Genomic DNA, 26,726 nt, shown 5'->3' with positions numbered 1-26,726 from the left:
ATGTCCAAGGTATCTCCCTGCCTGTGGTTCAACGGCGAGGCCGAGGAGGCCGCGAACCTCTACGTCTCGCTGCTGCCCAACTCTCGGATCGAGACGGTCCAGAAGAACGTCATCGACAGCCCCGGCGGAAAGGCCGGCACGGTGCTGCTGGTCGAATTCACGCTCGCCGGTCAGCGCTTCATGGCGCTGAACGGCGGGATGAGGATGGAGCATACCCACGCGGTCTCGTTCGCGATCGACTGTGTCGACCAGGCCGAGGTCGATCGCCTGTGGGATGCGCTGCTCGCGGCCGGCGGCACCGCCGAGCAGTGTGGCTGGCTGCGCGATCGTTATGGCGTCGCTTGGCAGATCGTGCCGGCGGCGGTCCGCCAATATCTCGGCGGGCCCGACGCCGCCGGCGCCGCGCGTGTGATGCAAGCCGTGCTCGGGATGATCAAGCTCGATATCGAAGGTCTGCGCCGGGCCTATCAGGGCGAGGCGGCGGCGTAAGGCAAGGCTTCGCTGGCATCGCCCGGCGCGCCGCCTTCGCTAAAGCTTCGGCGCGTCAGGGATTCGTGGCCTCGTCGAAGCCTTGGCGTAGACGGGACCGGGCGATCCAGCATTCCAGAGACTTCGGTGCTCCGCCGACACGCGGCGTACTGGATGCCCCGCATGAAGCGGGGCATGATAGTGCGCCTGCCACCGTGAACCCGGCTGCGGCCCGGCGGTGCCGTCCAAGGAACGGGTCGGTGATCCAGCCGTTGTGACGCGGAAGCCAAGTCGGCCGCCACAATCGAACCAGCCCTGGTTGCCAATTGTCGGCACGATGGTTCCGTCACATGACCGTGGCGACGGATCGCGGATGCAGCTGATATCGTATATTTGTCGCAAGCTGCGTTCCCCTCGCACCGTGCTTGCCCTTTGAACATCGTATCCAAATCTCCTTCTGTTCCGCGACGTCCCGCCGCGCGCACGGCGATCGTCGCGGCAATCGTCTTCATCGTCGCCCATGTCGTGCTGCTGCTCGGGATCACGGCGCCGGACAAGCTCTATTTCGACGAGGTGCATTACGTGCCGGCGGCGCGGCAGATGCTGCTGCCGGTGCGCGAGGGGGCGATCCTCAACCCGATGCATCCGCCGCTCGCCAAGGAGATCATCGCCCTCTCGATCAAGGCATTCGGCGACGTGCCGCTCGGATGGCGCTATCCCGCGGCGCTGTTCGGTGCGCTGGCGCTGGTCGGCGTCTATCTCGGCGGGCTTGCGCTGTTCGCGTCGCAGCAACGCGCGATCGCTGCCGCGCTGCTCGCCTTCTTCAACCAGATGCTGTTCGTGCAGTCGCGGATCGCGATGCTGGATATTTTCGCACTCGCCTTCGGCCTGTTCGCGATCGCGGCGTTCGTCCACGGCTTCAGGCAAAAGCAGCCGCAATCCGCCTTTGCGTTGGCGGGCCTCTTCGCGGGGCTTGCCAGTGCCTGCAAATGGAGCGGGCTGTTCGTGCTCGCGACCTGCATCGCGATCGTCGCTGTGATCCGCCTGATGCAAGGCTGGCGCACGCGCTTTGCCGACGGCAATGCGGAGGATTGGTACCGGCCGGAGCTATGGCCGGATTTTCGTCTTCCTCACTTCATCGTCTGTTTCGTGCTGATCCCGGCGGCCGTTTATCTCGCGACCTTCGTGCCGCTCTGCGGCCTCTCGTTCACGGATATCATCGAGGCGCAGCGCCGCATCTTTGCCGACAACACCACGACCGCCATCGCGGGCCACACCTATATGAGCTCGTGGCCGTCCTGGCCGTTCCTGCTGCGCCCTGTCTGGTACCTGTTCGAGAAGGTCGGTGATGACAGGTTCGCCGCGATCGTGCTCCTCGGCAACCCGTTGGTGCTGTGGCCGGCATTGATCGCGCTGATCATTGCGCTGCGCGACTGGATCGTCGGGCGCGGCCGTGATGCATTTCTCGTGCTGGCGTTCTACCTCGGCCCGTATCTCGCCTGGGCGCTGCTGCCGCGCACGCTCGGTTTCATCTATTACTATCTCCCCGCGGCGACCACCGCGAGTTTCGTGCTGGTCTACGCCTTGACGCGCAAGGGTGCGCCGCGCTGGCTGCTGTGGGCGTTCGTTGCGGTTGGATGCGCAGGGTTTGTTGCGATGCTGCCGGTCACGGCTGCTGTCATCGAGACGTCGATGGCGACGTTCAACCGGTTGATGCTGTTTCAGGGCTGGATATGACGGTCTTTAAAGCAAAGTGATCCGCCTGCCGGGCATGGCAGGCGGATCGAGGCTGCGGGAGGTTACTGCGAGGCGGTCTTGGTATCCATGTTGACGACCTGCACGCGTCGATTGGTCGGGTCCATCGGCGCGCTCGGGTCCTTCGGCCGGGTCTTTCCGTAGCCGACCGTCACGAGATCCGAGCCGTTCAGGCCGTAATGCTCGACCAGAAATTTCTTGATGGTGTCGGCGCGGCGCTCCGACAGGTCCTGGTTATAGGCCTCGCCGCCGATCGCGTCGGTGTGGCCGGCGACGACGAAGGTCGAGCCCTTCATGCTGGCATCGGACAGTGCCTTGCCGAGCTCCTGCATCGCCTGGGTCGAGCCCTTGCTGATGTCGGCCGAGTTGTAGTCGAAGTGGATCTCCAGATCGATCTTCGGCTTGTTCGCCGCGATGTCGGCGATCTCCTGGCGTTCAACGCGCGACAACGAACGGGTCTGCCGGTTGCGGACGGTGTTGAGGAAGCTTGCCTCCTTGGCGGAAGCCGCGAGGTCGACCTGCGTGCCGGCGGAAAGGCCGCGGGTGGCCGACTTCGGCTTCAGCGCATTGAGAATCTGTGCGGCCGGAACGGCCTCGCTGCCGGCCAGTGCGACGCCCGCCGTCATCGACAGCGCGGCGCCGATTGTCAGAAAAGACAAGGAAAAAGAGCGGGTCATGGTTTTCGTCCTCAAATGTCGGGCTAGCCAATCCGGCTTGCTGTCGTTTTGATGCTGGAAGAATAGGACCGGTTCAAAGCCCGGAATGTGATCTGGGTCACGGTTGGGTGTGCCGCCCCGCCTTGCGCCAGGCAGGGCAGGCGGGAGAGCGAGGACATCATGGCCCACGTCAATCGCGTCCTCCGCTCGATCAATGACGAAGCCGCCTCGCGCTACGTCGATATCTTCCTTCGCCCGGACGGCACCATCGGCTTCGAGGAATATCGGCGGGACGCCGAAGATGGCCGCGGCTGGTTTCCGGTTGGCGGGCATTCGTCCCGCATCTTCCATGGAGAAAGCGCCGCGCTCGCGGCGGCGACCAGGGACGTTCCGTGGTTGCGGCGGGTCGTCGGATCGACGTAGCCGCTCCGAATGATGCGGAGCTGATTTCCGCCGCGCGGCTCTCCACAGCTGCGCGAATCTCACTACATTGCTGGGGCAATGTCCCGCGCCGCCGAACCCCTTTTGTTGAACAATGCTGCCGCCCGCCATATCTGGCTGCGCGCGCAGCGGCTCGATACAAAGGTGCCGTTCGGCGAGGGGGCGTCAGCGGTGGCGGCCGCCGTCGATCATCTCGGCTATGTGCAGATCGACACCATCAACGTGATCGAGCGCTGCCATCACCACATCCTGTTCAGCCGCATTCCGGACTACCGCCGCGCCGACCTCAAGCAGGCGCAGAGCCGGGACAAGAGCGTGTTCGAGTACTGGACGCACGCGCTGTCCTACATTCCGTCCAAGGACATCGGCTTCTTCCTGCCGGCGATGAAGGCGCACAAGCGCGAGGGCCACAAATGGTTCTCGTCGGTGACCCCGGCGGATACGCGCAAGGTGCTGCGGCTGCTTCGTGCCGGTCCGCTGACGATCCGCGACATCGATGACGACGTGCTGACCGAGAAGGAGCATCTCTGGCAGAGCCGGAAGCCCTCCAAGCGTGCGCTGCAGCTCGCCTTCTACGGCGGCGTGGTCACGATCAGCGAGCGCGCCGGCATGCTGAAGACCTATGAGCTGATGACCCGGCACTTCGGCTGGGACAAGCCGCCGAAGCCGGCCCCGGCCTCGGCAAGGATCGCCTATCTGCTCGACCGCGCGCTGCGCTCGCAGGGCATCGTCAGCCTGGATTCTATCTGCCATCTCGATGCGCCGAGCAAGAAGGCGGTGCACAGCCTGATCGAGGCGCGCCTGCGCCGCAAGGAACTGGTCCAGGTCGCGCTGGAAGGCGCTGGCAAGCAGGAGCATTGGGCGCGGCCCGAGGTGCTGGACGCGACCGGCGAGGGTGATCCCACCCTGGTTCACATCCTTTCGCCGTTCGATCCGCTGATCATCCAGCGCAAGCGCACCGAACTGTTCTTCGGCTATGGCCACCGTTTCGAGGCCTATGTGCCGAAGGAGAAGCGCCTGTTCGGCTATTTCGCGCTGCCAGTGCTGGTCGGCGACGACATCGTCGCCGCCCTCGACCTCAAGACCGACCGGCAGAACAAGAAGCTCCTGATGCAGAAATGGAGCTGGGTCGGCAACGGCAAGAAGCAGGCGGCACGCAAGGAGCTGAAGCGCCGCATCGAGGAAGAGCTCGACCGCTTCGAGCGCTTCCAGCTCGCGGACTAGCTTCCATCGATGATCAGATTGGGTTGAGTAAGCATCAGCATCGCATCTGCGTTCCCTCTCCCGCTTGCGCAGGGGTGTCCGGGGAATGATTCACTGTGTCGCGGTGCATGCTCGGCAGGACCGAGGCAAATCGGTCTTTTCTGGTTGTCGAGACACAGAGGGCCGAGCATGCGATATCGCGGTAGCATTTTTGGAAGGCTGCTTGAACCGATCAATCGACGGCAGTTTCAGACGGTTGTGGATCGTCTGGACGGGGATGCCTACGACAAGTCGTTCAGGAGCTGGGATCATCTGGTGGCGCTGATCTATGCCCAGCTTAGCGGCAACAGCAGTCTGCGCGGGGTGGTGACTGGCTTCAACGCCAATTCGCAGCATCACTATCACTTGGGAACCGGCAAGCTGTCGCGCTCGACGTTGTCCGATGCCAATGCCCGCCGTCCGATCGGCATTTTCGCGCAAACCTTTGCGGCGCTGTCGGCGATGGCGCGTCGCCAGCTGCGGAGTGAAGGCATGGAGATGGTGCGTCTGATCGACGCCAGTCCGATCCCGCTCGGCAAGGTCTGCAGTTGGGCGACGTGGAACGGCCGCATCCGCGGCATGAAGCTGCATGTCGTCTACGACCCAAGGAGCGATGTCCCGACCTGCGTCGAGATGACGGCCGCGAACGTCAATGACATCGAGATCGGCCGACAGACCCCAATCCAGCCCGCCACCACCTATGTGTTTGACAAGGGCTATTGCCGTTTCGACTGGTGGCAGAAGATCAATGATAGCAAGGCTTTCTTCGTTACCCGGGCGAAGACGAGCATCCGTCTTCGCTCGCTCAGGCATCGCGCCATCCGCAAGCGTAACGGGGATGGCTTCGAAATCCTTGCCGATGACGAGGTGAAGCTCACCAGCAAGGGCGATTCGCGCCTTCCAATCCCGCTCCGCCGCATCAAGATCAGACGCGAGAAAGGCGGCAAGATCACACTCCTGACCAACGACCTTGTCCGTAGCGCCGTCGAGATCGCCGCCCTCTACAAGAGCCGATGGCAAATCGAGCTGCTGTTCCGCTGGATCAAGCAGCATCTCGATATTCGCAAGTTCCTCGGCGCCAACGACAACGCGATCCGCCTTCAGGTGCTCGCTGCGATGATTGCCTACCTGCTGCTGCGCATCGCCGCTCACACCAACTGCATCAAAATGCTCCCGCTCAGGTTCGCCGAACTCGTCGGCCAGCTCCTGCTCACGCGTCGATCCCTCGCTGCCATCGACAAACCTCCGCCCATCAACCCCAGCCGTCGGAAATCAACCATCTCACCTGACCAGATGGAGCTCCGCTATGCCTGAATTTCCCCGGACACCCCTGCCGCTTGCGGGGCAGGGCTAGGGTGGGGGCTCTCTCCACGAGTCGTATCGCGGAGAGAGCCCCCACCCGGTTCGCATCTGTCGATGCGAACCGACCTCCCCCGCAAGGGGGAGAGGTGCAGCGAGTTCGCCGCGGGACCCGATTCCACCTAACCGCATCGCGCTTCAGCACTGTCGCCGCTGGTCGTCCGTTTGTCGCTTGGGGTTCCCGTTTGCGCTGTGAGCTATGAGTTTTTGCCATTGCTCAAAGCGGAGACAGCCAATAATCCTCACGGCAAGCAACACCCGGGGAAAGCTCATGAGCCAGACAGCAACCATCGCGCCGGATCGCGGCGCCCGCAGCGAGATCGAGACGTCGACGATCCGCGCGATCTCCTGGCGGCTGATCCCGTTCCTGATCCTGGCCTACTTCTTCTCCTATCTCGACCGCGTCAATCTCGGTTTCGCTGCGCTCACCATGAACAGCGAGTTGAAGTTCTCGCCGGTGGTGTTCTCGTTCGGCGCTGGCATCTTCTTCATCGGCTATTTCATCTTCGAGGTGCCGAGCAATCTGGCGCTGGAGCGGTTCGGCGCCAGCAAGTGGATCGCCCGCATCATGGTGAGCTGGGGCATCCTCTCGGCGTTGATGGCGGCGGTCTATGACGAGCACAGCTTCTACGCGCTGCGCTTCTTCCTCGGCGTCGCCGAGGCCGGCTTCTTCCCCGGCATCATCCTCTATCTGACCTACTGGTACCCGGCCGAGTATCGTGCGCGCTTCCTCGCCGCCTTTGCGCTCGCGGTGCCGATCTCGACCGTGATCGGCGCGCCGATCTCCGGCCTGTTGCTCGGCCTCGACGGCGTGATGGGCTTGAAGGGTTGGCAGTGGCTGTTCGTCATCGAGGGCATTCCCTCGGTGCTGCTCGGCATCGTCACCTGGTTCTATCTGACCGACCGGCCGGAGAAGGCCGATTGGCTCTCGGCCGAGCAGAAGGCGTGGCTCAAGGCGAAACTCGACGCCGAGGTCGCGGCCAAGCAGGCGGCGAAGCATTTCACGCTGGGCGAGGCGCTGTCCTCGCCGAAGGTGCTGGCGCTCAGCGCGATCTATTTCGGTTTCGTCGCCTCGCTCTACGGCATGCAGTTCTGGCTGCCGCAGATCGTCAAGGCGTTCGGTTTGACCAACGCGCAGACCGGCTTCGTGACCGCGATCCCGTACGCATTCGGCACCGTCGCGATGATCCTGTGGGCGCGCCGTTCCGATGCCACGCGCGAGCGCGTGTTCCATGTCGGCGCGCCGCTGCTGCTGACCGCGCTGGCGCTCGCCGTCTCCAGCTACATCACCGATCCGGTCATGACGATGGTGGTGCTGACGGTCGCCGCGATCGGCGTGTTCTGCACCTTCGCGGTGTTCTGGACGCTGCCGACCGCCTGGCTCTCCGGCACTGCCGCGGCCGGCGCGATCGCGCTGATCAACTCGATCGGCAACCTCGCCGGTTTCGGCGGGCCCTATCTGATCGGCTGGGTCAAGGAGGCCACCGGCAGCACGTCGACCGGCCTGCTGGTGCTGTCGCTGTTGCCGCTCGCCGCGGGCCTGCTGGTTTTCCTCGGTAGCCATGAGACCAAGACCGAGTTCGCCGGCGCGAAGTAGCTCGCCCTCAAATCACGTGCTCCCGTAGCCCGGATGGAGCGCAGCGCAATCCGGGGACCCTCCCGCCACCGGTGAGGTCCCGGATTTCGCTCCGCTTCACCCGGGGCTACGCATTTTCCGAACTCCGCACCCGCCAAATCCGATCCCGCTCACGAATTGGTTATCACTGACGAATATTGACATTTATCAGTGATAAATCGATACTCTTCATCAGTCGTCAGCCCGATGGAGATTTCAGATGTTCGTTCGTTCCGTTTTCTCGAGCTATTACAGGCTCTTAACCGGAGCGTCGCTGGCTTTCGCGGTGTTCGCGCTGACCGGCTGCAATGAAAAGGCGGCTGAAAACGCCGATCCGGGACGCCCCGTTCTGGTGGCGACCGTCCATTATGAAGCTGAAACCCCTGAGCGCAGCTTTGTCGGCACCATCAAGCCCCGTATCGAAGCCGATATGGGCTTTCGGGTCGCCGGCAAGGTGGCCAAGCGGCTGGTCGAGGTCGGACAGACAGTCGACGTCGACCAGCCCTTGGCCACCCTCGACGAGGTCGACCTGAAGCTGCAGGCCGAGCAGGCGGAGGCGGAATTCCGCGCCGCCACCGGCGTGCTGGCGCAGGCCGCCGCCGCCGAGCAGCGCGCCAAGGATCTGAAGGCCAAGGGCTGGACCACCGACGCGGCACTCGATTCCGCCAAGGCTGCCGGCGACGAGGCCCGCGCGCGGCTGAACCGTGCCGAGCGCTCGGTCGAGCTGACCAGAAATTCCCTCTCTTATGCAACGCTGGTGGCCGACACCCGGGGTGTCGTCACAGCGACCATGATCGAGCCCGGCCAGGTGGTTGCCGCGGGCCAGGCTTCGATCCGTGTCGCCCGACTTGGCGAGAAGGAAGCTGTCGTCGCGATCCCAGAGACGCTTCTTGCTCGTGCCAGGTCGGGCGTAGCCACGGTGACGCTGTGGTCGGACGCCAAGAAGAGCTATGCCGCCAGGCTGCGCGAGGTCGCGCCGCAGGCCGATCCCGCCACCCGCACCTATCTCGCAAAATTCTCGCTGCCGGACGCGGACGAGGCGGTCTCGCTCGGCATGACCGCGACGCTGACGCTGGCCGACAAGGCGAGCGAGCGCGTCGCCAAGTTGCCGCTGTCGGCGCTGTACAGCCAGGGCGGCGATCCCTCGCTCTACATCGTCGACGACAAGGGCGACATCGCGCTGCAGCCGGTCAAGGTGAAGGCGTATGAGAGCAACAACGTCGTCATCTCCGGCGGCGTCGACGATGGCGCCAAGGTGGTCGCCCTCGGTGTGCAGAAACTCGATCCGAGCCAGAAGGTGCGGGTCGTGTCGTCGCTGTCGTTCTAACCCTCGCATAGCAGCGGAAACGGTTCTGGGACTGGTCTAGAACTTGGAGAGTTCGATGAAGCGCTTCAACCTTTCAGCCTGGGCGGTCAGCCATCCGACGCTGGTCCTGTTCCTGATGATCATCCTCGCCGCCGCCGGCTTCTTCTCCTACGAGAAGCTCGGCCGCGCCGAGGATCCGTTCTTCACCGTCAAGGTGGTGAACGTCTCGGTGATGTGGCCGGGCGCGACCTCGCAGGAAATGCAGATGCAGGTCGCCGATCCCATTGAGAAGAAACTGCAGGAGCTGCCGTTCTTCGACAAGGTGCAGACCTATTCCAAGCCGGGCTTCACGGCGATGCAGGTCTCCTTCAAGGATTCGACTTCGCCGAAGGACGTGCCCTATCTCTTTTATCTGTTGCGCAAGAAGCTGGTCGACGTGCAGGGCGAGCTGCCCTCCGGCATCCTCGGTCCCGTCGTCAACGACGAATTCTCCGACGTCGATTCGATCCTCTATATGATGACCGGCGACGGCGCCAATTATGCGCAGCTCAAGAAGGTCGCGGAGGGTTTTCGTCAGCGCCTGCTGAAGGTGCCGGGCGTCACCAAGATCGATCTCTACGGCACCCAGGACGAGCGTATCTTCGTCGAGTTCTCGCATGCCAAGCTGGCGACGCTCGGCATCACGCCGCAGGCGCTGTTCGATTCGCTCGCCAAGCAGAATAACGTCACCCCGGCCGGTACCGTCGAGAGCTCATCGCAGCGCGTGCCGCTGCGCGTCACCGGCGCGCTTGACGGCGTCAAGGCGGTTGCCGAGACGCCGGTCGAGAGCAACGGCCGCGTGTTCCGGCTCGGCGATATCGCGACCGTAAGCCACGGCTATGTCGATCCGCCGAGCTTCAAGGTGCGTCAGGAAGGCAAGCCGGCGCTCGGCATCGGCGTCGTCACCGCCAAGGGCGCCAACATCCTCGAGCTCGGCAAGGAGGTCCAGAAGGCGACCGCCGAGTTCCTGAAGGCGGTGCCGCAGGGCGTCGATGTCCAGCAGATCGCCGACCAGCCCAAGGTGGTCGAGCACGCCGTCGGCGAGTTCGTGCACTCCTTCGTCGAGGCGCTCGCGATCGTGCTGTTCGTCTCCTTTGTCGCGCTCGGCTGGCGCACCGGCATCGTGGTCGCGCTGTCGGTGCCGCTGGTGCTCGGCATCGTCTTCATCGTGATGAACGCAATGTCGCTCGACCTGCACCGTATCACGCTCGGCGCGCTGATCATTGCGCTCGGCCTTTTGGTCGACGACGCCATTATCGCGGTCGAGATGATGGTGGTGAAGATGGAGCAGGGCTGGGACCGCATGAAGGCGGCGTCCTTTGCCTGGGAATCCACCGCGTTTCCGATGCTCACGGGAACGCTGGTCACGGCCGCTGGCTTCCTCCCCATCGGCTTTGCCAATTCTGCGGTCGGCGAATATGCCGGCGGCATCTTCTGGATCGTGGCGATCTCGCTGGTCGCCTCCTGGTTCGTCGCGGTGATCTTCACGCCCTATATCGGCGTCAAGCTGTTGCCCAACATCAAGGTGCACCAGAACCACGATCCGCACGCGATCTACGAGACGCGGATGTATCGCGGCCTGCGCAGCGTCGTGCAGTGGTGCGTCGATCACCGCATCAAGGTGGTGGCGGCGACCGTCGGCGTCTTCGTTGCCTCCATCGTTGCGTTCGGCCACGTCCAGCAGCAGTTCTTCCCGCTGTCGGAGCGGCCCGAGTTGTTCCTGCAGCTGCGTCTGCCCGAGGGTACCGCCTTCAACGTCACCGAGAAGGCGGTGAAGCAGGCCGAAGGGCTGCTGAAGGGCGATGACGACATCCAGACCTACACCGCCTATGTCGGCCAGGGCTCGCCGCGCTTCTGGCTCGGCCTCAACCCGCAGCTGCCGAACGAGGCGTTTGCCGAGATCGTGATCCTCGCCAAGAACGTCGAGGCGCGCGAGCGCGTCAAGGCCAAGATCGAGCAGGCCGCCGCCGACGGCGCTTTGAACCAGGCGCGGGTCCGGGTCGACCGCTTCAATTTCGGTCCGCCGGTCGGCTTCCCGGTCCAGTTCCGCGTGATCGGCCCCGATGCCAACAAGGTGCGCGACATCGCCTACCAGGTGCGCGACGTCATGCGCCAGAACAAGAACGTCAAGGACGTCCAGCTCGACTGGAACGAGCAGTCGCCCTACCTGAAGCTCGCCGTCGACCAGGATCGGGCGCGCGCGCTCGGCCTGACCCCGCAGGACGTCTCGCAGGCGCTGGCGATGCTGATCTCGGGCGCGCCGGTCACCACGATCCGCGACGGCATCGAGAAGGTCGGCGTGGTCGCCCGCGCGGTGCCGTCCGAGCGGCTCGATCTCGGCCGCGTCGGCGATCTCACCATCACCACGCGCAACGGCGTAGCCGTCCCGCTGCAGCAGATTGCCAAGATCGAATATGCGCATGAGGAGCCGATCCTGTGGCGGCGCAACCGCGACATGGCGATCACCGTACGCTCCGACGTCGTCGACGGCGTGCAGGCGCCCGACGTCACCAACCAGATCTCGCCGAAGCTGAAGGACATCCAGGCCCATCTCGAGCCGGCCTACCGGATCGAGCCGGGCGGGGCGTTCGAGGAATCCGCCAAGGGCAATGCGTCGATCTTCATCCTCTTCCCCGTGATGGTGATGGTGATGCTGACGCTGCTGATGATCCAGCTGCAGAGCTTCTCGCGCCTGTTCCTGGTGTTCCTGACCGCGCCGCTCGGCATCGTCGGCGCCTCGCTGGGGCTCAACGTCGCCAACCAGCCGTTCGGCTTCGTGGCGCTGCTCGGCCTGATCGCGCTCGCCGGCATGATCATGCGCAACGCCGTGATCCTGGTCGACCAGATCGAGAGCGACGTGGCGTCCGGCCTGACCCGGCGCGAGGCGATCGTCGAAGCCACCGTCCGGCGCGCCCGGCCGGTGGTGCTGACGGCCCTGGCCGCCATCCTCGCCATGATCCCGCTGTCGCGCTCGGCATTCTGGGGCCCGATGGCGATCACCATCATGGGCGGTTTGTTTGTTGCGACTTTCCTGACCTTGCTGTATCTGCCGGGCCTTTACGCCCTCTGGTTCCGCAAGACCCTCGAGGAAAGCGGCTCCGAGCAAACCGATACTGCGCCGCAGCATGCCGGCGATGCGCAACGCGCATTTCCACTTGCTGAGGCGGCCGAATAATTGAAGATTGAGCAGGCCAACATGACACTGATCTCGGAACATAGCGAAACCGACACCCGCGAGCGGATTCTCGTGGTGGCGGAGCGCTTGTTCCGGCAGATCGGCTATCAGAAGACGACGGTCGCCGACATCGCCAAAGAGCTGCGGATGAGCCCCGCCAACGTGTACCGCTTCTTCGATTCGAAGAAGTCGATCCACGAGGGCGTGGCCCGCGGCCTGATGGGCGAGGTCGAGATCGAGGCCCGGCGCATCGCGCGCTCGGAAGGGCCGGCGGCGCCACGCTTGCGCCAGATGATGACGACCATCAATCGCATGAACACCGAGCGCTATGTCGGCGATTCCAAGATGCACGAGATGGTCGAGATCGCGATGCAGGAGGACTGGGACGTCTGCGTCGCCCATATGGAGTGTATCGCCTCCATTATCGGCGAGGTGATCGCGCAAGGAGCCGCGTCGGGGGAGTTCGAGATCAAGGACCTGCAGCTCGCCTCGCTGTGCGCCTGCACCGCGATGATGCGGTTCTTCCATCCCCAGATGATCGCCCAATGTGCCACCAAGCCGGGCCCGACCATCGACCAGATGATCGATTTCGTGATCGCCGGCCTGTCGCCGCGCGGCCGCGCCAATTGAGCGCCAGGGCTGACATTTTCGTCAGTTGACTTCCTTGTCATTCCGGGGCGATGCGTAAGCATCGAACCCGGAATCTCGAGATTCCGGGTCTGGTCCTTACGGACCATCCCGGAATGACGAGGACGCAATCGTGACCGTCAAAGACCTGCATTTCTACGAGCCGAAGAACGGCCACGGCCTGAAGCACGACCCGTTCAACGCCATCGTCGCGCCGCGGCCGATCGGCTGGATCTCCTCGCGCGACAAGGGCGGCAACGTCAACCTCGCGCCCTACAGCTTCTTCAACGCGTTCTGCTATGTGCCGCCGATCATCGGCTTCTCCTCCACCAACTGGAAGGATAGCGTCGCCAACATCCAGGACACCGGCGAGTTCGTCTGGAATCTGGCGACGATGGATCTCGCCAGACACATGAACGCGACCGCGGCGCATGTCGCGCGCGATGTCGACGAATTCAGGCTCGCGGGGCTTACGCAGGTCGCCGGCAAGCTCGTCAACGTGCCGCGGGTCGCCGAAAGCCCGGTGTCGTTCGAATGCAAGGTGAGCCAGATCGTCCAGCTCCAGGGCGCCGACGGCAAGAAGGCCGAGGCCTGGCTGACGCTCGGCGAGGTCGTCGCCGTCCACATCGACAAGGCCTTCATCAAGGACGGCGTCTACCAGACCGGCCTCGCGCGCCCGATCGTCCGCGCCGGCCGCCGCGGCGACTACTTCGAGATCAAGCCGGAAAACATGTTCGAGATGATCCGGCCGGATTGAGTGCTGCTCTATCCTCCCTCTCCCCGTTCTTCACGGGGTCGAGACGAGCGAAGCTCGCTCTTAGAGGGTAGGGTGAGGGGCTGCTTCCACCAGTTGTGATGGTCGTGAGACCTGTACCCCTTCACCCTAAATTCAAGCTGCGCTTGAATTTCGACCTCTCCCCGCGAGCGGGGCGAGGTAAGGGACGTTGCTCCGCTGCGGATTCGTGCGCTCCGCAACGACGGCCCGCACCACAACAATGTGAAATTTCCGCGCGCGGGGATGAAAAACCGTCACTCGCAACCTCTCCGAGAGCAGTCTAACCTCCACCCGCCAGGCCGGATCAACGGCCGGCCAACAGAGTGGGAGGATGCGATGACACGCCACGAGCGGAGCGATCCGAACGAAGAACAACGCGATCCGAATGTTTCACGGCGCACGCTGGTTCAGGGACTTGCGGTTTCCGCCGCTGCCGTAGCTAGCATCGGCAACGCGCTGGCCCAGAACGCGCCCGCGCCGGTCGGGCCGCCGACGACGATCACCAGCCCGCCGCGCGACTTCAGTCCGCGCGGTGCGCCGACCACCTATTTCTGGGACCCCGACATCATCGCGGTCGATCCGTCCTTCAACGACCTTGCCCAGCCCAACACCTCGATCAAGCGCCTCTATACCGGCCTGTTGTGGGCGGAAGGCCCGGCCTGGAGTTCGCAGGGCCGCTATCTGCTGTGGAGCGACATCCCTAACAACCGGCAGATGCGCTGGTCGGAAGATGACGGCCATGTCAGCGTCTTCCGCATGCCGTCGAACTACTCGAACGGCAATTCGTTCGACTTCCAGGGCCGCCAGCTGTCCTGCGAGCATCTCACCCGCCGCGTGACGCGCTACGAGAATGACGGCACCGCGACCGTGCTCGCCGACAACTATCAGGGCAAGCGGCTGAACTCGCCGAACGACGTCGTCGCGCATCCGGACGGCAGCTACTGGTTCACCGATCCGCCCTATGGCGGCCAGCTCTATGAGGGCGAGCCTGATGCCGCGGGCGGCCCGAGCAATCCGGCCGGCAAGCTCAATCCCCGGATCGGCCAGCCGGCGGGCTTCGTCCCGGCCAAGCGCGAACTGCCGACCAATTGCTACCGCATCGATCCCTCGGGCCGCGTCGATCTCGTGGTCAGCGAGGACCAGGTGCCGGATCCGAACGGCCTCTGCTTCTCGCCCGACTACAAGAAGCTCTACGTGGTCTCGACCGGCAAGGGACCGGGCGATAGCGGACCCGGCGGCAAGGGTGACGTTTTCGTGTTCGATGTCGGCGCCGACAACAAGCTTTCCAACGGCAAGCGGTTCAGCGATTTTACGATCGACGGCGTGAAGTGCGGACCGGACGGTATCCGCTGCGACGTCAACGGCAATGTCTGGTGCTCGAGCAATGCCGGCCGCGCGGTCGGTTACAGCGGCGTGACGGTGTGGTCGCCGGAAGGCAAGCTGCTCGGCCGTATCCGGCTGCCCGAGGTCTGCGGCAACATCACCTTCGGTGGTCCCAAGCGCAACCGCCTGTTCATGGCCGCAAGCCAGTCGCTCTACGCGGTCTATACCGCAACCCAGGGAGCGGGACCCGCCTAGCTCGTCCTGCATGGGGATGGCGTCTGCGCCATCCCCGGCTACCTGATTGTCGCAGCTCAGCTTTCGGAACTGAACGCGTGGCGTGCCGTTAACAAAATGGCGCCTGGGCCGCGTCAATTTCGCTTTATCTGCGAAGCGAAGTGTTCACCGGTGAACGGCACTTTCCGATAAGATCACCCATCCGCGCCGCCGTTTCATGAGGGATCCGCCATGAGCTTCCGCCGCGACTATATGACAAAACCGATCTTCTCCTGGGCGCGTGGCGTGCTGCCGACGATGTCGGACACCGAGCGCGAGGCGCTGGAAGCCGGCGACGTCTGGTGGGACGCCGATCTTTTCACCGGCAATCCCGACTGGTCGAAATTGCTGGCGTTCGCGCCGGCCAGATTGACCGAGGAAGAGCAAGCCTTCCTGCACGGTCCGGTCGACGAGCTCTGCAGGATGCTCGACGAATGGAAGATCAACTGGGAATGGCGCGACCTACCGCCCGAAGTCTGGGCCTTCATCAAAGCCAAGAAATTCTTCGGCATGATCATCCCGAAGGAATACGGCGGCCTCGGCTTCTCGCCCTACGCGCATTCCGAAGTGGTGCGCAAGATCTCGTCGCGCTCGCTGACCGCGGCCGTCACCGTGATGGTGCCGAACTCGCTCGGGCCGGGCGAACTCTTGATGCGCTTCGGCACCAAGGAGCAGCAGGACAAATGGCTGCCGCGCCTCGCCTCCGGACAGGACATTCCATGTTTCGGCCTGACCAGCCCGGAGGCAGGCTCCGACGCCGCCTCGATGATCGACACCGGCATCATCTGCAAGGGCAATTTCGAAGGCCGTGAGGTGCTCGGCTTGAGGCTCAACTGGCACAAGCGCTACATCACGCTCGGCCCGGTCGCGACGCTGCTCGGCCTTGCCTTCAAGGCCTATGATCCCGATCACCTCGTCGGCAGCGAGGAAGAGCTCGGCATCACCGTCGCGCTGATCCCGACCCATCTGCCGGGCGTGTCGATCGGCCACCGCCACCTGCCGGCGATGCAGGTGTTCCAGAACGGCCCGAACTGGGGCAAGGACGTCTTCATCCCGCTCGACTACATCATCGGCGGCGAGGCACGGCTCGGTCAGGGCTGGAAGATGCTGATGACGGCGCTTGCCGCCGGCCGCGGCATCTCGCTGCCGTCGCTGTCGGCGGCCGGCGCTGCCTATGCCGCGCGTACCACCGGCGCCTATGCCCGCGTCCGCGAGCAGTTCGGCATCTCGATCTCGAAATTCGAAGGCATCGAGGAGCCGCTCGCCCGCATCGCCGGCACGGCCTATCTGCTCGACGCCGCGCGACGGCTGACCTGCGCCGCACTGAACGAGGGGCATCATCCCGCCGTCATCTCCGGGATCATGAAGCTGCACGCCACCGAGAGGATGCGGATCGCGATCGACGACGCCATGGACATCCATGGCGGCAAGGCCGTGATCGACGGGCCGCAGAATTATCTCGGCGGGCTCTACCGCTCGGTGCCGGTCGGCATCACGGTCGAGGGCGCCAACATCCTGACCCGCAATCTGATCGTGTTCGGGCAGGGCGCGATCCGCGCGCATCCCTATCTGTTGCTGGAGATGAACGCGCTCGGCGAGACCGACCGCGACAAGGGTCTGACCGCGTTCGACACCGCGTTCTGGAAACATATCGGCCACAGCTTCGCGACCATGTTCCGCGCCTGGGGCCGCAGCTGGAGTTTTGGGATGTTCGCACCGGCGCCGGATGCCGGCGATGCGACCGAGTTCTATCGCCAGCTGTCGCGCTACTCGTCGGCGTTCGCGCTGTGCGCCGACATGGCGCTGCTCACCCTCGGTGGCGCGCTGAAGCGCAAGGAGATGCTCTCCGCGCGCTTCGGCGACATCCTGTCCGAACTGTATTTGCTCTCCGCCGCGCTCAAGCGCTGGCAGGACGAGGGCCGGCAGAAGGAGGATCTTCCCGCGCTCGAATGGTGCATGGCATCCGGCTTCAAGACCATCGAGAACCGCTTTGCGGAAATCTTCGCCAATCTGCCGAACCGCCCGGTGGCGTGGCTGCTGAAATTCCTGATCCAGCCGTTCGGCGCGCGCGTCACCGGCCCGTCCGATCGCGTCGTGCAGCAATGCGCGCAGCTCGTGCTGTCGCCGTCGGCGGCGCGCGATCGGCTGACGCCGGACCTCGCCTTTGTCGAGGATGACGGCGGCATCGCGCGGCTGGAGAAGGCCTTCCGCCTCGTCACCGAGGCCGAGGACGCCGCCAAGCAGTTGCGCGCGGCGCGCCTGCATGACTGGAAGGAGGCGGTCAAGAAAGGCGTCATCACCGAGGCCGACGGCGAGAAGCTTGCCGCTGCCCACGAGGCCGTCGCCAAAGTCATCGAAGTCGATGATTTTGCGCCGGAGGCGCTGTCCCCGATTTACAAGAAATCCGCCGACGTGCATCAGTTCTTCCAGGAGCTTGGTGAGCAGAGGGCGGCGAGCTGATGGCGCGACCAGTCTTTATTGTCGACGGCAGCCGGACGCCGTTCCTGAAGGCGCGCTCCGGTCCCGGCCCGTTCACCCCGGTCGATCTTGCCGTGCAATGCGGCCGGCCGCTGCTGGCGCGGCAGCCTTTCGCGCCCACCGCCTTCGACCAGGTGATCCTCGGCTGCGTCAACGTGATCGCCGATGAGATGAACCCGGCACGCGTTGCGGCGCTTAGGCTCGGCATGGGCGAGCAGATGGTCGCCTTCACGGTGCAGATCAATTGCGGCTCCGGCATGCAGTCGATCGACACCGGCTACCGCTACATCCGCGAGGGCATCTCCGACCTGATCCTCGCCGGCGGTGCCGAAGCCTTGAGCCACGCGCCGCTGGTCTGGCCCAATTCCGGCGTGCGCTGGTTTGCCGGCTTCGCCGGCGCCAAGGGGCTCGGCGCCAAGATCGCCGCGGCGCTGAAGGTGAAGCCGAGCTACTTCAAGCCGATCATCGGCCTCGAGCGTGGACTGACCGACCCGATCACCGAGCTCAACATGGGGCAGACCGCCGAGAAGGTCGGCCATCTCTTCGGCATTACGCGCGCCCAGTCCGATGCATATGCTGCCGAGAGCCATCAGCGGCTGGCCAACGCGCAGAAGCAGGGCTTTCTCAAGGGCGAGGTCGAGACCGCGTTCTCCCGCGACGGCAAGTTCTTCGACCATGACGACGGCGTCCGACCGGACTCGACCGCCGAGACCCTGGCGAAGCTGAAGCCGGTGTTCGAGCGTCCGTGGGGCCAGGTCACCGCCGGCAATTCCTCGCAGATCACCGACGGCGCCTCCTGGGTGATCCTGGCGTCCGAGAAGGCGGTGGCCAAGCACGGGCTGACGCCGAAGGCCGTCATCCTCGACAGCCAATGGTCGGCGCTCGATCCCTCGATCATGGGCCTCGGTCCGGTGCTGTCGGCGAGCGCGCTGCTCAAGCGCAACGACCTCACCTTGCAGGATGTCGAGACCTGGGAGCTCAACGAGGCCTTCGCCACCCAGGTGCTCGGCTGCCTCGCGGCGTGGAACGACGAGACATTCTGCCGCGAGATTCTCGGGCTCGATGGCGCGGCCGGCGAGATCGACCGCGCGAAGTTGAACGTCGACGGTGGCGCGATCAGCCTTGGCCATCCCGTCGGCACCAGCGGCAACCGCATCGTGCTACATCTGGTCAATGCGATGAAGCGGCTCGGCACCAGGCGCGGCGTCGCCACCGAATGCATCGGTGGCGGGCAGGGCGGCGCGATGTTGATAGAGACGGTGTGATCATGGATTCACGGATCATGGACCTTCTCGCCGATCGCGTGCTCGAACTCGGACCGAAGCCTGCCGCTGACGGTCCCTACAGGAATTTCAAGCTGACGCGCGATGAGGACGGCATCGCCTGGCTGCTGTTCGACCGCGCCGGCGCCAGCGCCAACACGCTGTCCGCCGATCTACTCGAGGAGCTCGATGCTGTCGTCGCGGCGCTGGAGAACCAGCGGCCGACCGGCCTCGTGGTGCGCTCGGCCAAGCCAAGCGGCTTCATCGCCGGCGCCGATGTCAATGACTTTCGCGGCGCCAGCGATTCCAGCGCGGTGGAGACCGCGATCGGCAGCGCCCATGCGGTGATCGACCGGCTCGAGGCGCTGCGCGTGCCGTCGGTCGCCGTCATCCATGGCTTCTGCCTTGGCGGCGGCCTCGAGGTCGCGCTGGCCTGCCAGATGCGGATCGCGATCGACGACGCGCGGTTCGGCTTCCCCGAGGTGATGCTCGGCCTGCATCCCGGTCTCGGCGGCACCGTGCGCTTCACCGAGCTGGTCAACCCGATGCAGGCGATGACCTTGATGCTGACAGGCAAGACCATCGACGCGCGCCGCGCCAAGGCGCTCGGCCTGGTCGACGCCGTGACCCAGGAGCGCCATGTCCGCAACGCGGTGAAGGATGCGGTGTTCGGCCGGCTGAAGCGCGCCAGGCCGGGCGCGCTCAACTCGATTCTCAATCTTGGTCCGGTCAGGGGCTTCCTCGCCTCGCGGATGCGCAGCGAGGCCGAGAAGGCCGCGCCGCGCAAGCATTACCCGGCGCCCTATGCGCTGATCGATCTGTGGGAGAAGCACGCCGGCAACCGCGCGGCGATGCTGAATGCGGAGAAGGCCTCGTTCGCCAATCTGATGGTGACGCCGACCGCGCAGAACCTGATCCGTGTGTTCTTCCTGCGAGAGCAGATGAAGAAGCTCGCCGGCAGCGGCAACAAGGTTGCGCACGTCCATGTTATCGGCGCCGGCGCGATGGGCGGCGATATCGCGACCTGGTGCGCCAACCAGGACATGCTCGTGACCTTGGCCGACATGAAGGCCGAGCCGATCGCGGGCGCCATGAAACGAGCGTCAGAGTTGTTCGGCAAGATCATGCGCAAGCGGATCGACCAGCGCGACGCGCTCGACCGGCTGATCCCCGACATGGACGGCGAGGGCGTCCGCAATGCCGATCTGATCATCGAGGCGGTGCCGGAAAAGCTCGAGCTGAAGCAGAAGGTCTATGCCTCTCTCGAGCCGAAGATGAAGCCCGGCGCGATCCTCGCCACCAATACGTCGAGCATCCCGCTGCAGGATCTGCGCACCACGCTGGCACGGCCGGAGCGGCTGCTCGGCCTGCACTTCTTCAATCCGGTGTCGCGGCTGCAACTCGTCGAGGTCGTCAGCCATGACGGCACCGATGCGGCGATGCTCAAGGAGGCGCTCGCGTTCGTCGGCGCCATCGACCGCCTGCCGCTGCCGGTGAAGAGCTCGCCGGGCTTCCTCGTCAACCGCGCGCTGACGCCCTACATGCTGGAAGCGATGATGATGCTGGACGAGAAGACCGACCAGCGCCTGATCGACGCGGCCGCCGTCGAGTTCGGCATGCCGATGGGGCCGATCGAACTCGCCGACCAGGTCGGCCTCGATATCTGCCTCGATGTCGGCGACATGCTGCGCTCGAAGTTCGGCGACACGCTGCCGCCGACGCCTGCATGGTTGCGTGAAAAAGTCGCCAAAGGCGAGCTCGGCCGCAAGACCGGCAAGGGCTTCTACACCTGGAAGGACGGCAAGGCGGAAAAGGCGCCGCTGCCGGAGACCGGTCCCCGGGTCACCGATGAGATGATCGACCGCTTGGTGCTGCCGATCTCGAATGTCTGCGTCGCCGCCTTGCGCGAAGGCATCGTCGACAATCCCGATATGGTCGACGGCGCGATGATCTTCGGCACCGGCTATGCCCCGTTCCGCGGCGGCCCGCTCAACTATGCGCGCAGCCGAGGCGTCGACGATGTGGTGTCGGCCATGCAGGCCTTGATGCGCAAGTTCGGCGGACGATTTGCGCCGGATCCCGGCTGGGAGGCATTCAAGTGAGCGCTTCGCAAGTGACCGGCTCGCAAGTGACCGACGCCCATGCTCACGCGCCGCTGAGCGCTGACGCCGAGCCGAAAGGCGATCTCTGCATCCGCACGCTGGCGATGCCGGCCGACACCAATGCCAATGGCGACATCTTCGGCGGCTGGCTGCTCAGCCAGATGGATCTCGGTGGCGGCGTGTTCGCCTCCAAGGTGGCGAAGTCGCGCACCGTGACGGTCGCGATCGACGCGATGAACTTCCGCAAGGCGGTCAATGTCGGCGATCTCGTCTCCGTCCACGCCAATCTGGTGCGCATCGGCCGCACCTCGATCACGGTGCATCTCGAGGCCTGGGTGCTGCGCCGCCGCGAGCAGCAGTCGATCCTCGTGACCGACGGCAATTTCACCTATGTCTCGATCGACGAGCAGGGCCATCCGCAACCGATTCAGCGCGACGGCGCGACGATCGAAACCTGACATCCTCCGCGCGCCAGTGCCGCTGATTCGGTGGGAAAGGAAACGCGTCGAAACTGAGTCCGGAGCGTGGTTTGATTGCAAAAACCCGGAGTTTTTGGCGCTTCGCCGCGCAAAATAATCGAGGAACAAACAGCCAGCGACTCCGTTGTCGGGCCGAAGTCAAACCGAGGCTGACAATGTCCGACAGTTACGTGATCGAAGTGAGTTCGCAGACGGCGGGTATCGTGGTGCGCGATACGCGTGGTTATCAGTTCTTTGCTGCATCGCACCTTTTTGACCGCCTTGAAGGCCAGATCTTCCGCAATGCGCGCGAGGCCGAGCGCGCGGCGCGCCGGCTGCTCGCCGGTCAATCCATGCAGATGGCATCGTAGAACGCCTTCGCGTCATTGCGCATGGCCCGGGCGAAGCGTCCACCTTCGCCCAGGCCTTCCCTGACCCGGCACTGCACGTTGACCTCCGTGCCGAACGGTCGCACCATGGGCGACTCGCCGTTTCAAGGGGGCCGCCGTGGCCGGACTCTCCCAATCGCCAGACTGAAATCCTCAACATCGCGCGCGCGTTCGGCCGGGTCATGGTCGAAGACCTCGCCAAGCGGTTCGAGGTGTCGGCGCAGACCATCCGCAAGGACCTCAACGATCTCTGCGACCAGCGCTCGCTGACCCGCATCCATGGCGGCGCGATCATCGCCTCGGGCGTCGAGAACCTCGCTTACGAGGCGCGCCGCTTCGTCGCCGCCGAGGAAAAGAAGGCGATCGGCGCTGCCGCGGCGGCACGGATTCCGAACGGCTGCTCGCTGTTCATCAATATCGGCACCACCACGGAAGAGGTCGCGAGCGCGCTGACCTCGCATGAGGACCTGCTGGTCATCACCAACAACCTCAACGTCGCGATGCTGCTCTACCGCCATCCGCGCATCGAGGTGGTGGTGGCCGGCGGCACGGTGCGCCGCGCCGACGGCGCCGTGGTCGGCTCCACCGCGACCCAGCTGATCGGCCAGTTCAAGGTCGACTACGCCATCATCGGCGCATCCGCCATCGACGAGGAGGGCGCGCTGCTCGACTTCGACTATCGCGAGGTGCAGGTCGCGCAGGCGATCATCGCCAATGCGCGCAACGTGATGCTGGTCTCGGACTCGACCAAGCTGCGCCGCAGTGCGCCGGTGCGGATCGCCCATATGAGCCAGATCCAGACCTTCGTGACCGATTCACCGCTTCCTGCGGGCCTCGCCAATATCTGCCACAGCCGCGGTATCGAGGTGGTCGTCGCGATGGACAAGCCGCAAGTCGATCTCGACGACAACGCCGCCGACGCGGCACCCGCGGCGCTGCGCAGCGCGCAAGGCGCTTGATCTCTCAAGTTTTAGCGAACCTGTTTCGGATGCCTTTCGGCCGCTGTTGTAGCCTGCCTGAGGTGGAGCGGTTCATTGGTCAGCACGCAATTCAAGATCGTCACGGCATTGGGCATGGCGGCGATGTTCGGCGTCGTCTCGTTTGTCCTTGGCTTTAACGTCGCATCCGCGTGCGCGACGGCGCTGGCCGGCGCTGTTTCTGCGCTTGTGGTCATGCGTGCGTTCGATGGTGAGACCCAGCCGCCATCGAAGAGCGTCCGTGCCGACATCTTTCGCCTCGGCAGCGAGAGCCGCCAGGCCTGGCTTTCGGAACTGGAACAGCAGAACGGCCGTGGCAGGAAACTGCTTTACGGACTGTCGCGGATCTTCCTTTCGGGATCGCCGTGTCAGCGCATCGCGAGCGGGGGCTTCCTCGCGCAGTCGGTAATCGGCCTGGTGGCGATCGTCCTGTTCTGGCTTGGCCAGGCGATGGGCTTTGACATGCGGCTGTTCGCAATCCCGCCGTTCGGGAGCCTGTTTGCGGATGGCATCCCGATGTCGGCTGAAGCAATCGCGGGGGTGAGGTTCGAGCACCTCTTCCTGCCGCTGGTCGCGCTCTACGCCGTCACGTTTTCCCTGTTCCTGATCGCATTGCTTGGCGATCTCGCGACCATCCTGCGCGACTGGCGAGAGCAGTGGAAGTATCTCACGATGCCGCTGTTCTGCTTTGCATTCTGGGCACTCCTGGCGCACCGAAAATCATCGGGATATAGCGCCCTGCAAGTCGCGCTCGGCGGCGGACACCTCGGGGCCTATGTCGCGATCTTCGTGTTCTTTCCGCTTTTCTTTCTCGTGCTGTCGGCGTCGCTGCCAGGCAATCGGGCGATCCGATGAACAGGGCTCGCTCGATCGGGCGAATCTATCTCCGCTTCGCGCTCAAATGGTATGCGATCCTTTTCGTCGCATCGTTGGTCTTCTACGTCCTGTTCGCCAGCGGTCACACATTCGTCGCGTCGACCGGTGTGCTCTTGCTCGCCGTCTACTTTGTGCGCGACAGCCGAGCTTGCGCCAAGCGGGTAGGCGGTGAAGTTCACCGTACCTACGATCCCGAAAAGGCTCTGCCGGAATTGCGCGTCGGACGATCGCCACAGCGTCCCTGACCGTCCGCCACCGCCTTGCCTGGCGTCACGCCAAGCGTCGCTCGTCCCGTCCCTCCAAAAGCCCTGACCACGGGCACTCCGCCCAAAGAATCCCCAGCCCGAGTTCCCCATTTTCACTTTGCTTTCGTTTTTGGTTGTGATTTACTCCAATGCGAAAGTAAAACCGTCAAAGCGAAGGCGGTTGCCGGGGGAAGCGTTCTTTGGACCAGATTTACGACCTCGCCATCATTGGAGGCGGCGTTAATGGCTGCGGCATCGCACGCGATGCGGCGGGCCGGGGTAACTCTGTTTTCCTCTGTGAAATGAATGACTTGGCTAGCGGGACGTCGTCCTGGTCGACCAAGCTCGTGCATGGCGGTCTGCGCTATCTCGAATATTACGAGTTTCGTTTGGTGCGCGAGGCGCTGATCGAACGCGAAATCCTCTGGCAGATCGCGCCCCACATCATTCGGCCGCTACGTTTCGTTTTGCCGCACCATGCCGGCCTGCGTCCGGCCTGGCTGCTGCGGCTCGGCCTCTTCCTCTACGACCATATCGGCGGCCGGCATTTGCTGCCGGCGACACGCTCGGTCGATCTGACGCGCGACGTGGTCGGCAAGCCGCTGATCCCGGGCCGCTACACCAAGGGCTTTGAATATTCCGACTGCTTCGTCGACGACGCCCGGCTGGTTGCGCTGACCGCGCGCGATGCCGCCGATCGCGGCGCCGAGATCCGCACCCGTACCCGCGCGGTCGAGATCAGGCAAGTCGACGGCGTCTGGCACGTCACGGTCGAGGACAGCGTCACGGGTGCCCGCGACACGATCCAGTCACGCGTGCTGGTCAATGCCGGCGGTCCCTGGGTCGAACAGGTCCTGGCCTCGGGCGCCGGCGTCAACGCGCGCGCCAAGGTGCGGCTCGTGCAGGGCTCGCACATCGTGGTGCCGAAGCTCCACGACCACGACCGTGCCTACATCTTCCAGAATGCCGACGGCCGCATCATCTTCGTCATTCCCTATCAGAACGACTTCTCACTGATCGGTACCACCGATCGCGACTATGACGGCGATCCGGCCAAGGTGAAGGCGACGCAGGAGGAGATCGAATATCTCTGCGCGTCCGCCAGCGCGTATCTCGCCAAGCCGGTGAAGCCCGAGGACGTGGTCTGGAATTATTCCGGCGTGCGTCCGCTCTATGACGACGGCGCGAGCGAAGCCAAGGCCGCGACCCGCGATTACGTGTTCGAGCTCGATACGCCCGGCGGTGCGCCGCTACTGTCGATCTATGGCGGCAAGATCACGACCTATCGCCGCCTCTCCGAAGAGGCGCTGGAGCGGCTGTCGCCTTATCTCCGCGGCACAAAGGCGCAGGAGGGCTGGACCGGCAAGGCGCCGCTGCCCGGCGGCGACATGGATGTATCCGCGGTCGCGGCGCTGAGCGCCGAATTGATCCGCACCTATCCGTTTCTCGCGCAATCGCACGCCAATCGTCTCGCGCATGCCTATGGCACGCGCGCCAGCAAAGTCTTGGGCAATGCAACATCGACGGCCGATCTCGGCCGCTCCTTCGGCGCCACCTTGACGGAAAGCGAAGTCAGGTACCTGATGGCGAACGAATGGGCTCGGACTGCGGACGATGTCGTCTGGCGACGATCCAAGCTGGGCTTGCGGATGACGGCGGGTGAAATCGCCGCGCTCGACGAGTGGATGCTCGCCAACCGCGTGTCCGGTGAACGTCCCCTCCGCGAAGCGGGAGGACGGGCATGAGCGTCACACTGCAGAATGTCACGCGAACCGTGGATGGCATTCCGACCATCCGCGACGTGTCGCTGACGCTGGAGCGTGGCACGCTCAGCGTGCTGCTCGGGCCGACGCTGTCGGGCAAGACCTCGATCATGCGGCTGCTCGCCGGCCTCGACAAGCCGACCACCGGCCGCGTGCTGGTCGACGGCAAGGACGTCACCGGCGCCGACGTGCGGCAGCGTTCGGTCGCGATGGTCTACCAGCAGTTCATCAACTATCCCTCGCTGACGGTCTACGAGAACATCGCCTCGCCGCTGCGCGTGCAGGGCAAGCCGCGCGCCGAGATCGAGCGGCGGGTGGCGGAAGCGGCCAGCCTGTTGCGGCTCGAGCCGTTCCTGAAGCGCACGCCGCTGCAGCTCTCCGGCGGCCAGCAGCAGCGCACCGCGATCGCGCGGGCGCTGGTCAAGGGCGCCGACCTCGTGCTGCTCGACGAACCCTTGGCCAATCTCGACTACAAGCTGCGCGAGGAGCTGCGCGCCGAGCTGCCGCGCATCTTCGAGGCCTCCGGCGCGATCTTCGTCTATGCCACCACCGAACCGTCGGAAGCGCTGCTGCTCGGCGGCGACACGGTGTGCATGTGGCAAGGCCAGGCGCTGCAAACCGGCGCGACGCCGAAGGTCTACCGCCATCCCGACACGCTGCGCGTTGCCCAGGTGTTTTCCGATCCGCCGCTCAACATCATCGGCATCGAGAAGAAGGGCGCGCAGGTGATCTATGTCGGCGGCGAGCAGGCGCCCGCGGCCGGCCTCTATGCCAATCTGCCCGACGGCCGCTACCGGACCGGCTTCCGCGCGCACCAGCTCGAGGTCGGGAATGTCGCGGCCGGCCGCCACAAATTTTCCGCCGCGGTGACGGTGACCGAGATCACCGGGTCGGAGAGCTTTGTGCACGTCCATGTCCACGGCTCGAACTGGGTCGCGGTGCTGCACGGCGTGCACGAATATGAACCCGGGCAGGTGCTCGATGCCGCGCTCGATCCCGACAACATCTTCGTGTTCGACGCCGCCGACCGCCTCGTCGCATCGCCCGCGACCTCGTTTTCGGGCAACGTGCATCGCAGTGCGCGCGCTGCAAACGCGTCAGCCGGCAACGGCAAGTGAGGGA

At 64.6% G+C, this 26,726-nt stretch carries 23 protein-coding genes; 21 read left to right on the top strand and 2 right to left on the bottom strand.

Features of this window, described 5'->3' with window-relative positions; genetic code table 11:
- Together ACVIHF_RS27635 and ACVIHF_RS27630 are read left to right on the top strand one after the other, a co-directional pair.
- Entirely contained in the window at positions 1-489 is a 489-nt protein-coding gene (locus ACVIHF_RS27635; RefSeq protein WP_253607099.1) for a VOC family protein, read from the top strand.
- Between the two features lie 411 nt (positions 490-900).
- Positions 901-2,205 (top strand): phospholipid carrier-dependent glycosyltransferase, encoded by a 1,305-nt coding sequence (locus tag ACVIHF_RS27630; RefSeq protein ID WP_253607100.1) that lies wholly within the window; start codon positions 901-903, stop codon positions 2,203-2,205.
- 62 nt (positions 2,206-2,267) lie between these two features.
- Here ACVIHF_RS27630 and ACVIHF_RS27625 read toward each other — a convergent pair whose 3' ends face one another.
- The gene (locus ACVIHF_RS27625) at positions 2,268-2,900 is read right to left on the bottom strand and encodes an OmpA family protein (RefSeq protein ID WP_253607101.1); all 633 of its coding nucleotides are present in this window, start codon (positions 2,898-2,900) and stop codon (positions 2,268-2,270) included.
- Positions 2,901-3,059: 159 nt separating this feature from the next.
- On the opposite strand from ACVIHF_RS27625, the gene ACVIHF_RS27620 reads away from it, so the two are divergent.
- From ACVIHF_RS27620 to ACVIHF_RS27555, 14 genes are all read left to right on the top strand, one after another.
- The gene (locus tag ACVIHF_RS27620) at positions 3,060-3,302 is read left to right on the top strand and encodes a hypothetical protein (protein WP_253607102.1); all 243 of its coding nucleotides are present in this window, start codon (positions 3,060-3,062) and stop codon (positions 3,300-3,302) included.
- A 78-nt stretch (positions 3,303-3,380) separates the two neighbouring features.
- Complete coding sequence (locus tag ACVIHF_RS27615) at positions 3,381-4,544, top strand: winged helix-turn-helix domain-containing protein (protein ID WP_456792882.1); 1,164 nt, start codon at positions 3,381-3,383, stop codon at positions 4,542-4,544.
- Positions 4,545-4,712: 168 nt separating this feature from the next.
- Positions 4,713-5,876, top strand: a complete 1,164-nt coding sequence (locus ACVIHF_RS27610) for an IS4 family transposase (protein WP_253605569.1) — start codon at positions 4,713-4,715, stop codon at positions 5,874-5,876.
- A gap of 316 nt (positions 5,877-6,192) precedes the next feature.
- Positions 6,193-7,518: an MFS transporter gene (locus ACVIHF_RS27605; RefSeq protein ID WP_456792881.1), complete on the top strand. Its 1,326-nt coding sequence runs from the start codon at positions 6,193-6,195 to the stop codon at positions 7,516-7,518.
- A gap of 238 nt (positions 7,519-7,756) precedes the next feature.
- On the top strand, positions 7,757-8,863 hold the full coding sequence (locus ACVIHF_RS27600; RefSeq protein ID WP_456792880.1) for an efflux RND transporter periplasmic adaptor subunit: 1,107 nt from the start codon (positions 7,757-7,759) through the stop codon (positions 8,861-8,863).
- 55 nt (positions 8,864-8,918) lie between these two features.
- Entirely contained in the window at positions 8,919-12,056 is a 3,138-nt protein-coding gene (locus ACVIHF_RS27595; RefSeq protein WP_456792879.1) for an efflux RND transporter permease subunit, read from the top strand.
- A gap of 21 nt (positions 12,057-12,077) precedes the next feature.
- Entirely contained in the window at positions 12,078-12,686 is a 609-nt protein-coding gene (locus ACVIHF_RS27590; protein ID WP_141340507.1) for a TetR/AcrR family transcriptional regulator, read from the top strand.
- A 130-nt stretch (positions 12,687-12,816) separates the two neighbouring features.
- On the top strand, positions 12,817-13,440 hold the full coding sequence (locus ACVIHF_RS27585; RefSeq protein WP_253607107.1) for a flavin reductase family protein: 624 nt from the start codon (positions 12,817-12,819) through the stop codon (positions 13,438-13,440).
- Positions 13,441-13,794: 354 nt separating this feature from the next.
- A complete protein-coding gene (locus tag ACVIHF_RS27580; RefSeq protein ID WP_253607108.1) occupies positions 13,795-15,036 on the top strand; it encodes an SMP-30/gluconolactonase/LRE family protein in 1,242 nt (413 codons plus the stop codon).
- Between the two features lie 210 nt (positions 15,037-15,246).
- The gene (locus ACVIHF_RS27575; protein ID WP_456792878.1) at positions 15,247-17,514 is read left to right on the top strand and encodes an acyl-CoA dehydrogenase; all 2,268 of its coding nucleotides are present in this window, start codon (positions 15,247-15,249) and stop codon (positions 17,512-17,514) included.
- Positions 17,514-18,797, top strand: coding sequence for an acetyl-CoA C-acetyltransferase (locus ACVIHF_RS27570; RefSeq protein ID WP_456792877.1), 1,284 nt, complete (start codon positions 17,514-17,516; stop codon positions 18,795-18,797). Before ACVIHF_RS27575 ends, ACVIHF_RS27570 begins: the two co-directional genes overlap by 1 nt.
- Positions 18,798-18,799: 2 nt before the next feature.
- On the top strand, positions 18,800-20,896 hold the full coding sequence (locus ACVIHF_RS27565) for a 3-hydroxyacyl-CoA dehydrogenase NAD-binding domain-containing protein (protein ID WP_456792876.1): 2,097 nt from the start codon (positions 18,800-18,802) through the stop codon (positions 20,894-20,896).
- A gap of 26 nt (positions 20,897-20,922) precedes the next feature.
- A complete protein-coding gene (locus tag ACVIHF_RS27560) occupies positions 20,923-21,354 on the top strand; it encodes an acyl-CoA thioesterase (RefSeq protein WP_212057558.1) in 432 nt (143 codons plus the stop codon).
- Positions 21,355-21,530: 176 nt separating this feature from the next.
- On the top strand, positions 21,531-21,725 hold the full coding sequence (locus ACVIHF_RS27555; RefSeq protein ID WP_057016955.1) for a hypothetical protein: 195 nt from the start codon (positions 21,531-21,533) through the stop codon (positions 21,723-21,725).
- Here the strand turns inward: ACVIHF_RS27555 and ACVIHF_RS27550 are convergent.
- The gene (locus tag ACVIHF_RS27550) at positions 21,701-21,832 is read right to left on the bottom strand and encodes a hypothetical protein (RefSeq protein WP_256521284.1); all 132 of its coding nucleotides are present in this window, start codon (positions 21,830-21,832) and stop codon (positions 21,701-21,703) included. The two genes, ACVIHF_RS27555 and ACVIHF_RS27550, sit on opposite strands and share 25 nt — an antisense overlap.
- Positions 21,833-21,892: 60 nt before the next feature.
- Between ACVIHF_RS27550 and ACVIHF_RS27545 the strand changes: the two genes are divergently transcribed.
- The 5 genes from ACVIHF_RS27545 (at position 21,893) to ACVIHF_RS27525 (ending at position 26,722) form a co-directional block, all read left to right on the top strand.
- Complete coding sequence (locus ACVIHF_RS27545) at positions 21,893-22,702, top strand: DeoR/GlpR family DNA-binding transcription regulator (protein WP_456794131.1); 810 nt, start codon at positions 21,893-21,895, stop codon at positions 22,700-22,702.
- A gap of 75 nt (positions 22,703-22,777) precedes the next feature.
- Entirely contained in the window at positions 22,778-23,575 is a 798-nt protein-coding gene (locus ACVIHF_RS27540; RefSeq protein WP_456792875.1) for a hypothetical protein, read from the top strand.
- Entirely contained in the window at positions 23,572-23,841 is a 270-nt protein-coding gene (locus ACVIHF_RS27535; RefSeq protein ID WP_456792874.1) for a hypothetical protein, read from the top strand. Before ACVIHF_RS27540 ends, ACVIHF_RS27535 begins: the two co-directional genes overlap by 4 nt.
- A 200-nt stretch (positions 23,842-24,041) precedes the next feature.
- Positions 24,042-25,586 carry a glycerol-3-phosphate dehydrogenase gene (gene glpD, locus ACVIHF_RS27530; protein WP_456792873.1) on the top strand — a complete coding sequence of 515 codons (1,545 nt, stop codon included), beginning with the start codon at positions 24,042-24,044 and terminating at the stop codon, positions 25,584-25,586.
- Positions 25,583-26,722: an ABC transporter ATP-binding protein gene (locus ACVIHF_RS27525; protein WP_456792872.1), complete on the top strand. Its 1,140-nt coding sequence runs from the start codon at positions 25,583-25,585 to the stop codon at positions 26,720-26,722. The genes glpD and ACVIHF_RS27525 overlap by 4 nt, the downstream gene beginning before the upstream one ends.
- Positions 26,723-26,726 lie beyond the last annotated feature (4 nt).

Source organism: Bradyrhizobium sp. USDA 4506, from assembly GCF_054058795.1.
This window is presented reverse-complemented; position numbering and strand designations above follow the sequence as displayed.

What these genes read in the sequence shown, in the direction of transcription:
- ACVIHF_RS27605 (WP_456792881.1), top strand. Translation starts at nt 6,193, where the DNA reads ATGAGCCAGACAGCAACCATCGCGCCGGATCGCGGCGCCCGCAGCGAG.
- ACVIHF_RS27595 (WP_456792879.1), top strand. Translation starts at nt 8,919, where the DNA reads ATGAAGCGCTTCAACCTTTCAGCCTGGGCGGTCAGCCATCCGACGCTG.
- ACVIHF_RS27555 (WP_057016955.1), top strand. Translation starts at nt 21,531, where the DNA reads ATGTCCGACAGTTACGTGATCGAAGTGAGTTCGCAGACGGCGGGTATC.
- ACVIHF_RS27635 (WP_253607099.1), top strand. Translation starts at nt 1, where the DNA reads ATGTCCAAGGTATCTCCCTGCCTGTGGTTCAACGGCGAGGCCGAGGAG.
- ACVIHF_RS27610 (WP_253605569.1), top strand. Translation starts at nt 4,713, where the DNA reads ATGCGATATCGCGGTAGCATTTTTGGAAGGCTGCTTGAACCGATCAAT.
- ACVIHF_RS27550 (WP_256521284.1), bottom strand. Translation starts at nt 21,832, where the DNA reads ATGGTGCGACCGTTCGGCACGGAGGTCAACGTGCAGTGCCGGGTCAGG.
- ACVIHF_RS27525 (WP_456792872.1), top strand. Translation starts at nt 25,583, where the DNA reads ATGAGCGTCACACTGCAGAATGTCACGCGAACCGTGGATGGCATTCCG.
- ACVIHF_RS27535 (WP_456792874.1), top strand. Translation starts at nt 23,572, where the DNA reads ATGAACAGGGCTCGCTCGATCGGGCGAATCTATCTCCGCTTCGCGCTC.
- ACVIHF_RS27615 (WP_456792882.1), top strand. Translation starts at nt 3,381, where the DNA reads ATGTCCCGCGCCGCCGAACCCCTTTTGTTGAACAATGCTGCCGCCCGC.
- ACVIHF_RS27600 (WP_456792880.1), top strand. Translation starts at nt 7,757, where the DNA reads ATGTTCGTTCGTTCCGTTTTCTCGAGCTATTACAGGCTCTTAACCGGA.
- ACVIHF_RS27565 (WP_456792876.1), top strand. Translation starts at nt 18,800, where the DNA reads ATGGATTCACGGATCATGGACCTTCTCGCCGATCGCGTGCTCGAACTC.
- ACVIHF_RS27590 (WP_141340507.1), top strand. Translation starts at nt 12,078, where the DNA reads ATGACACTGATCTCGGAACATAGCGAAACCGACACCCGCGAGCGGATT.
- ACVIHF_RS27625 (WP_253607101.1), bottom strand. Translation starts at nt 2,900, where the DNA reads ATGACCCGCTCTTTTTCCTTGTCTTTTCTGACAATCGGCGCCGCGCTG.
- ACVIHF_RS27620 (WP_253607102.1), top strand. Translation starts at nt 3,060, where the DNA reads ATGGCCCACGTCAATCGCGTCCTCCGCTCGATCAATGACGAAGCCGCC.
- ACVIHF_RS27575 (WP_456792878.1), top strand. Translation starts at nt 15,247, where the DNA reads ATGAGCTTCCGCCGCGACTATATGACAAAACCGATCTTCTCCTGGGCG.
- ACVIHF_RS27570 (WP_456792877.1), top strand. Translation starts at nt 17,514, where the DNA reads ATGGCGCGACCAGTCTTTATTGTCGACGGCAGCCGGACGCCGTTCCTG.
- ACVIHF_RS27580 (WP_253607108.1), top strand. Translation starts at nt 13,795, where the DNA reads ATGACACGCCACGAGCGGAGCGATCCGAACGAAGAACAACGCGATCCG.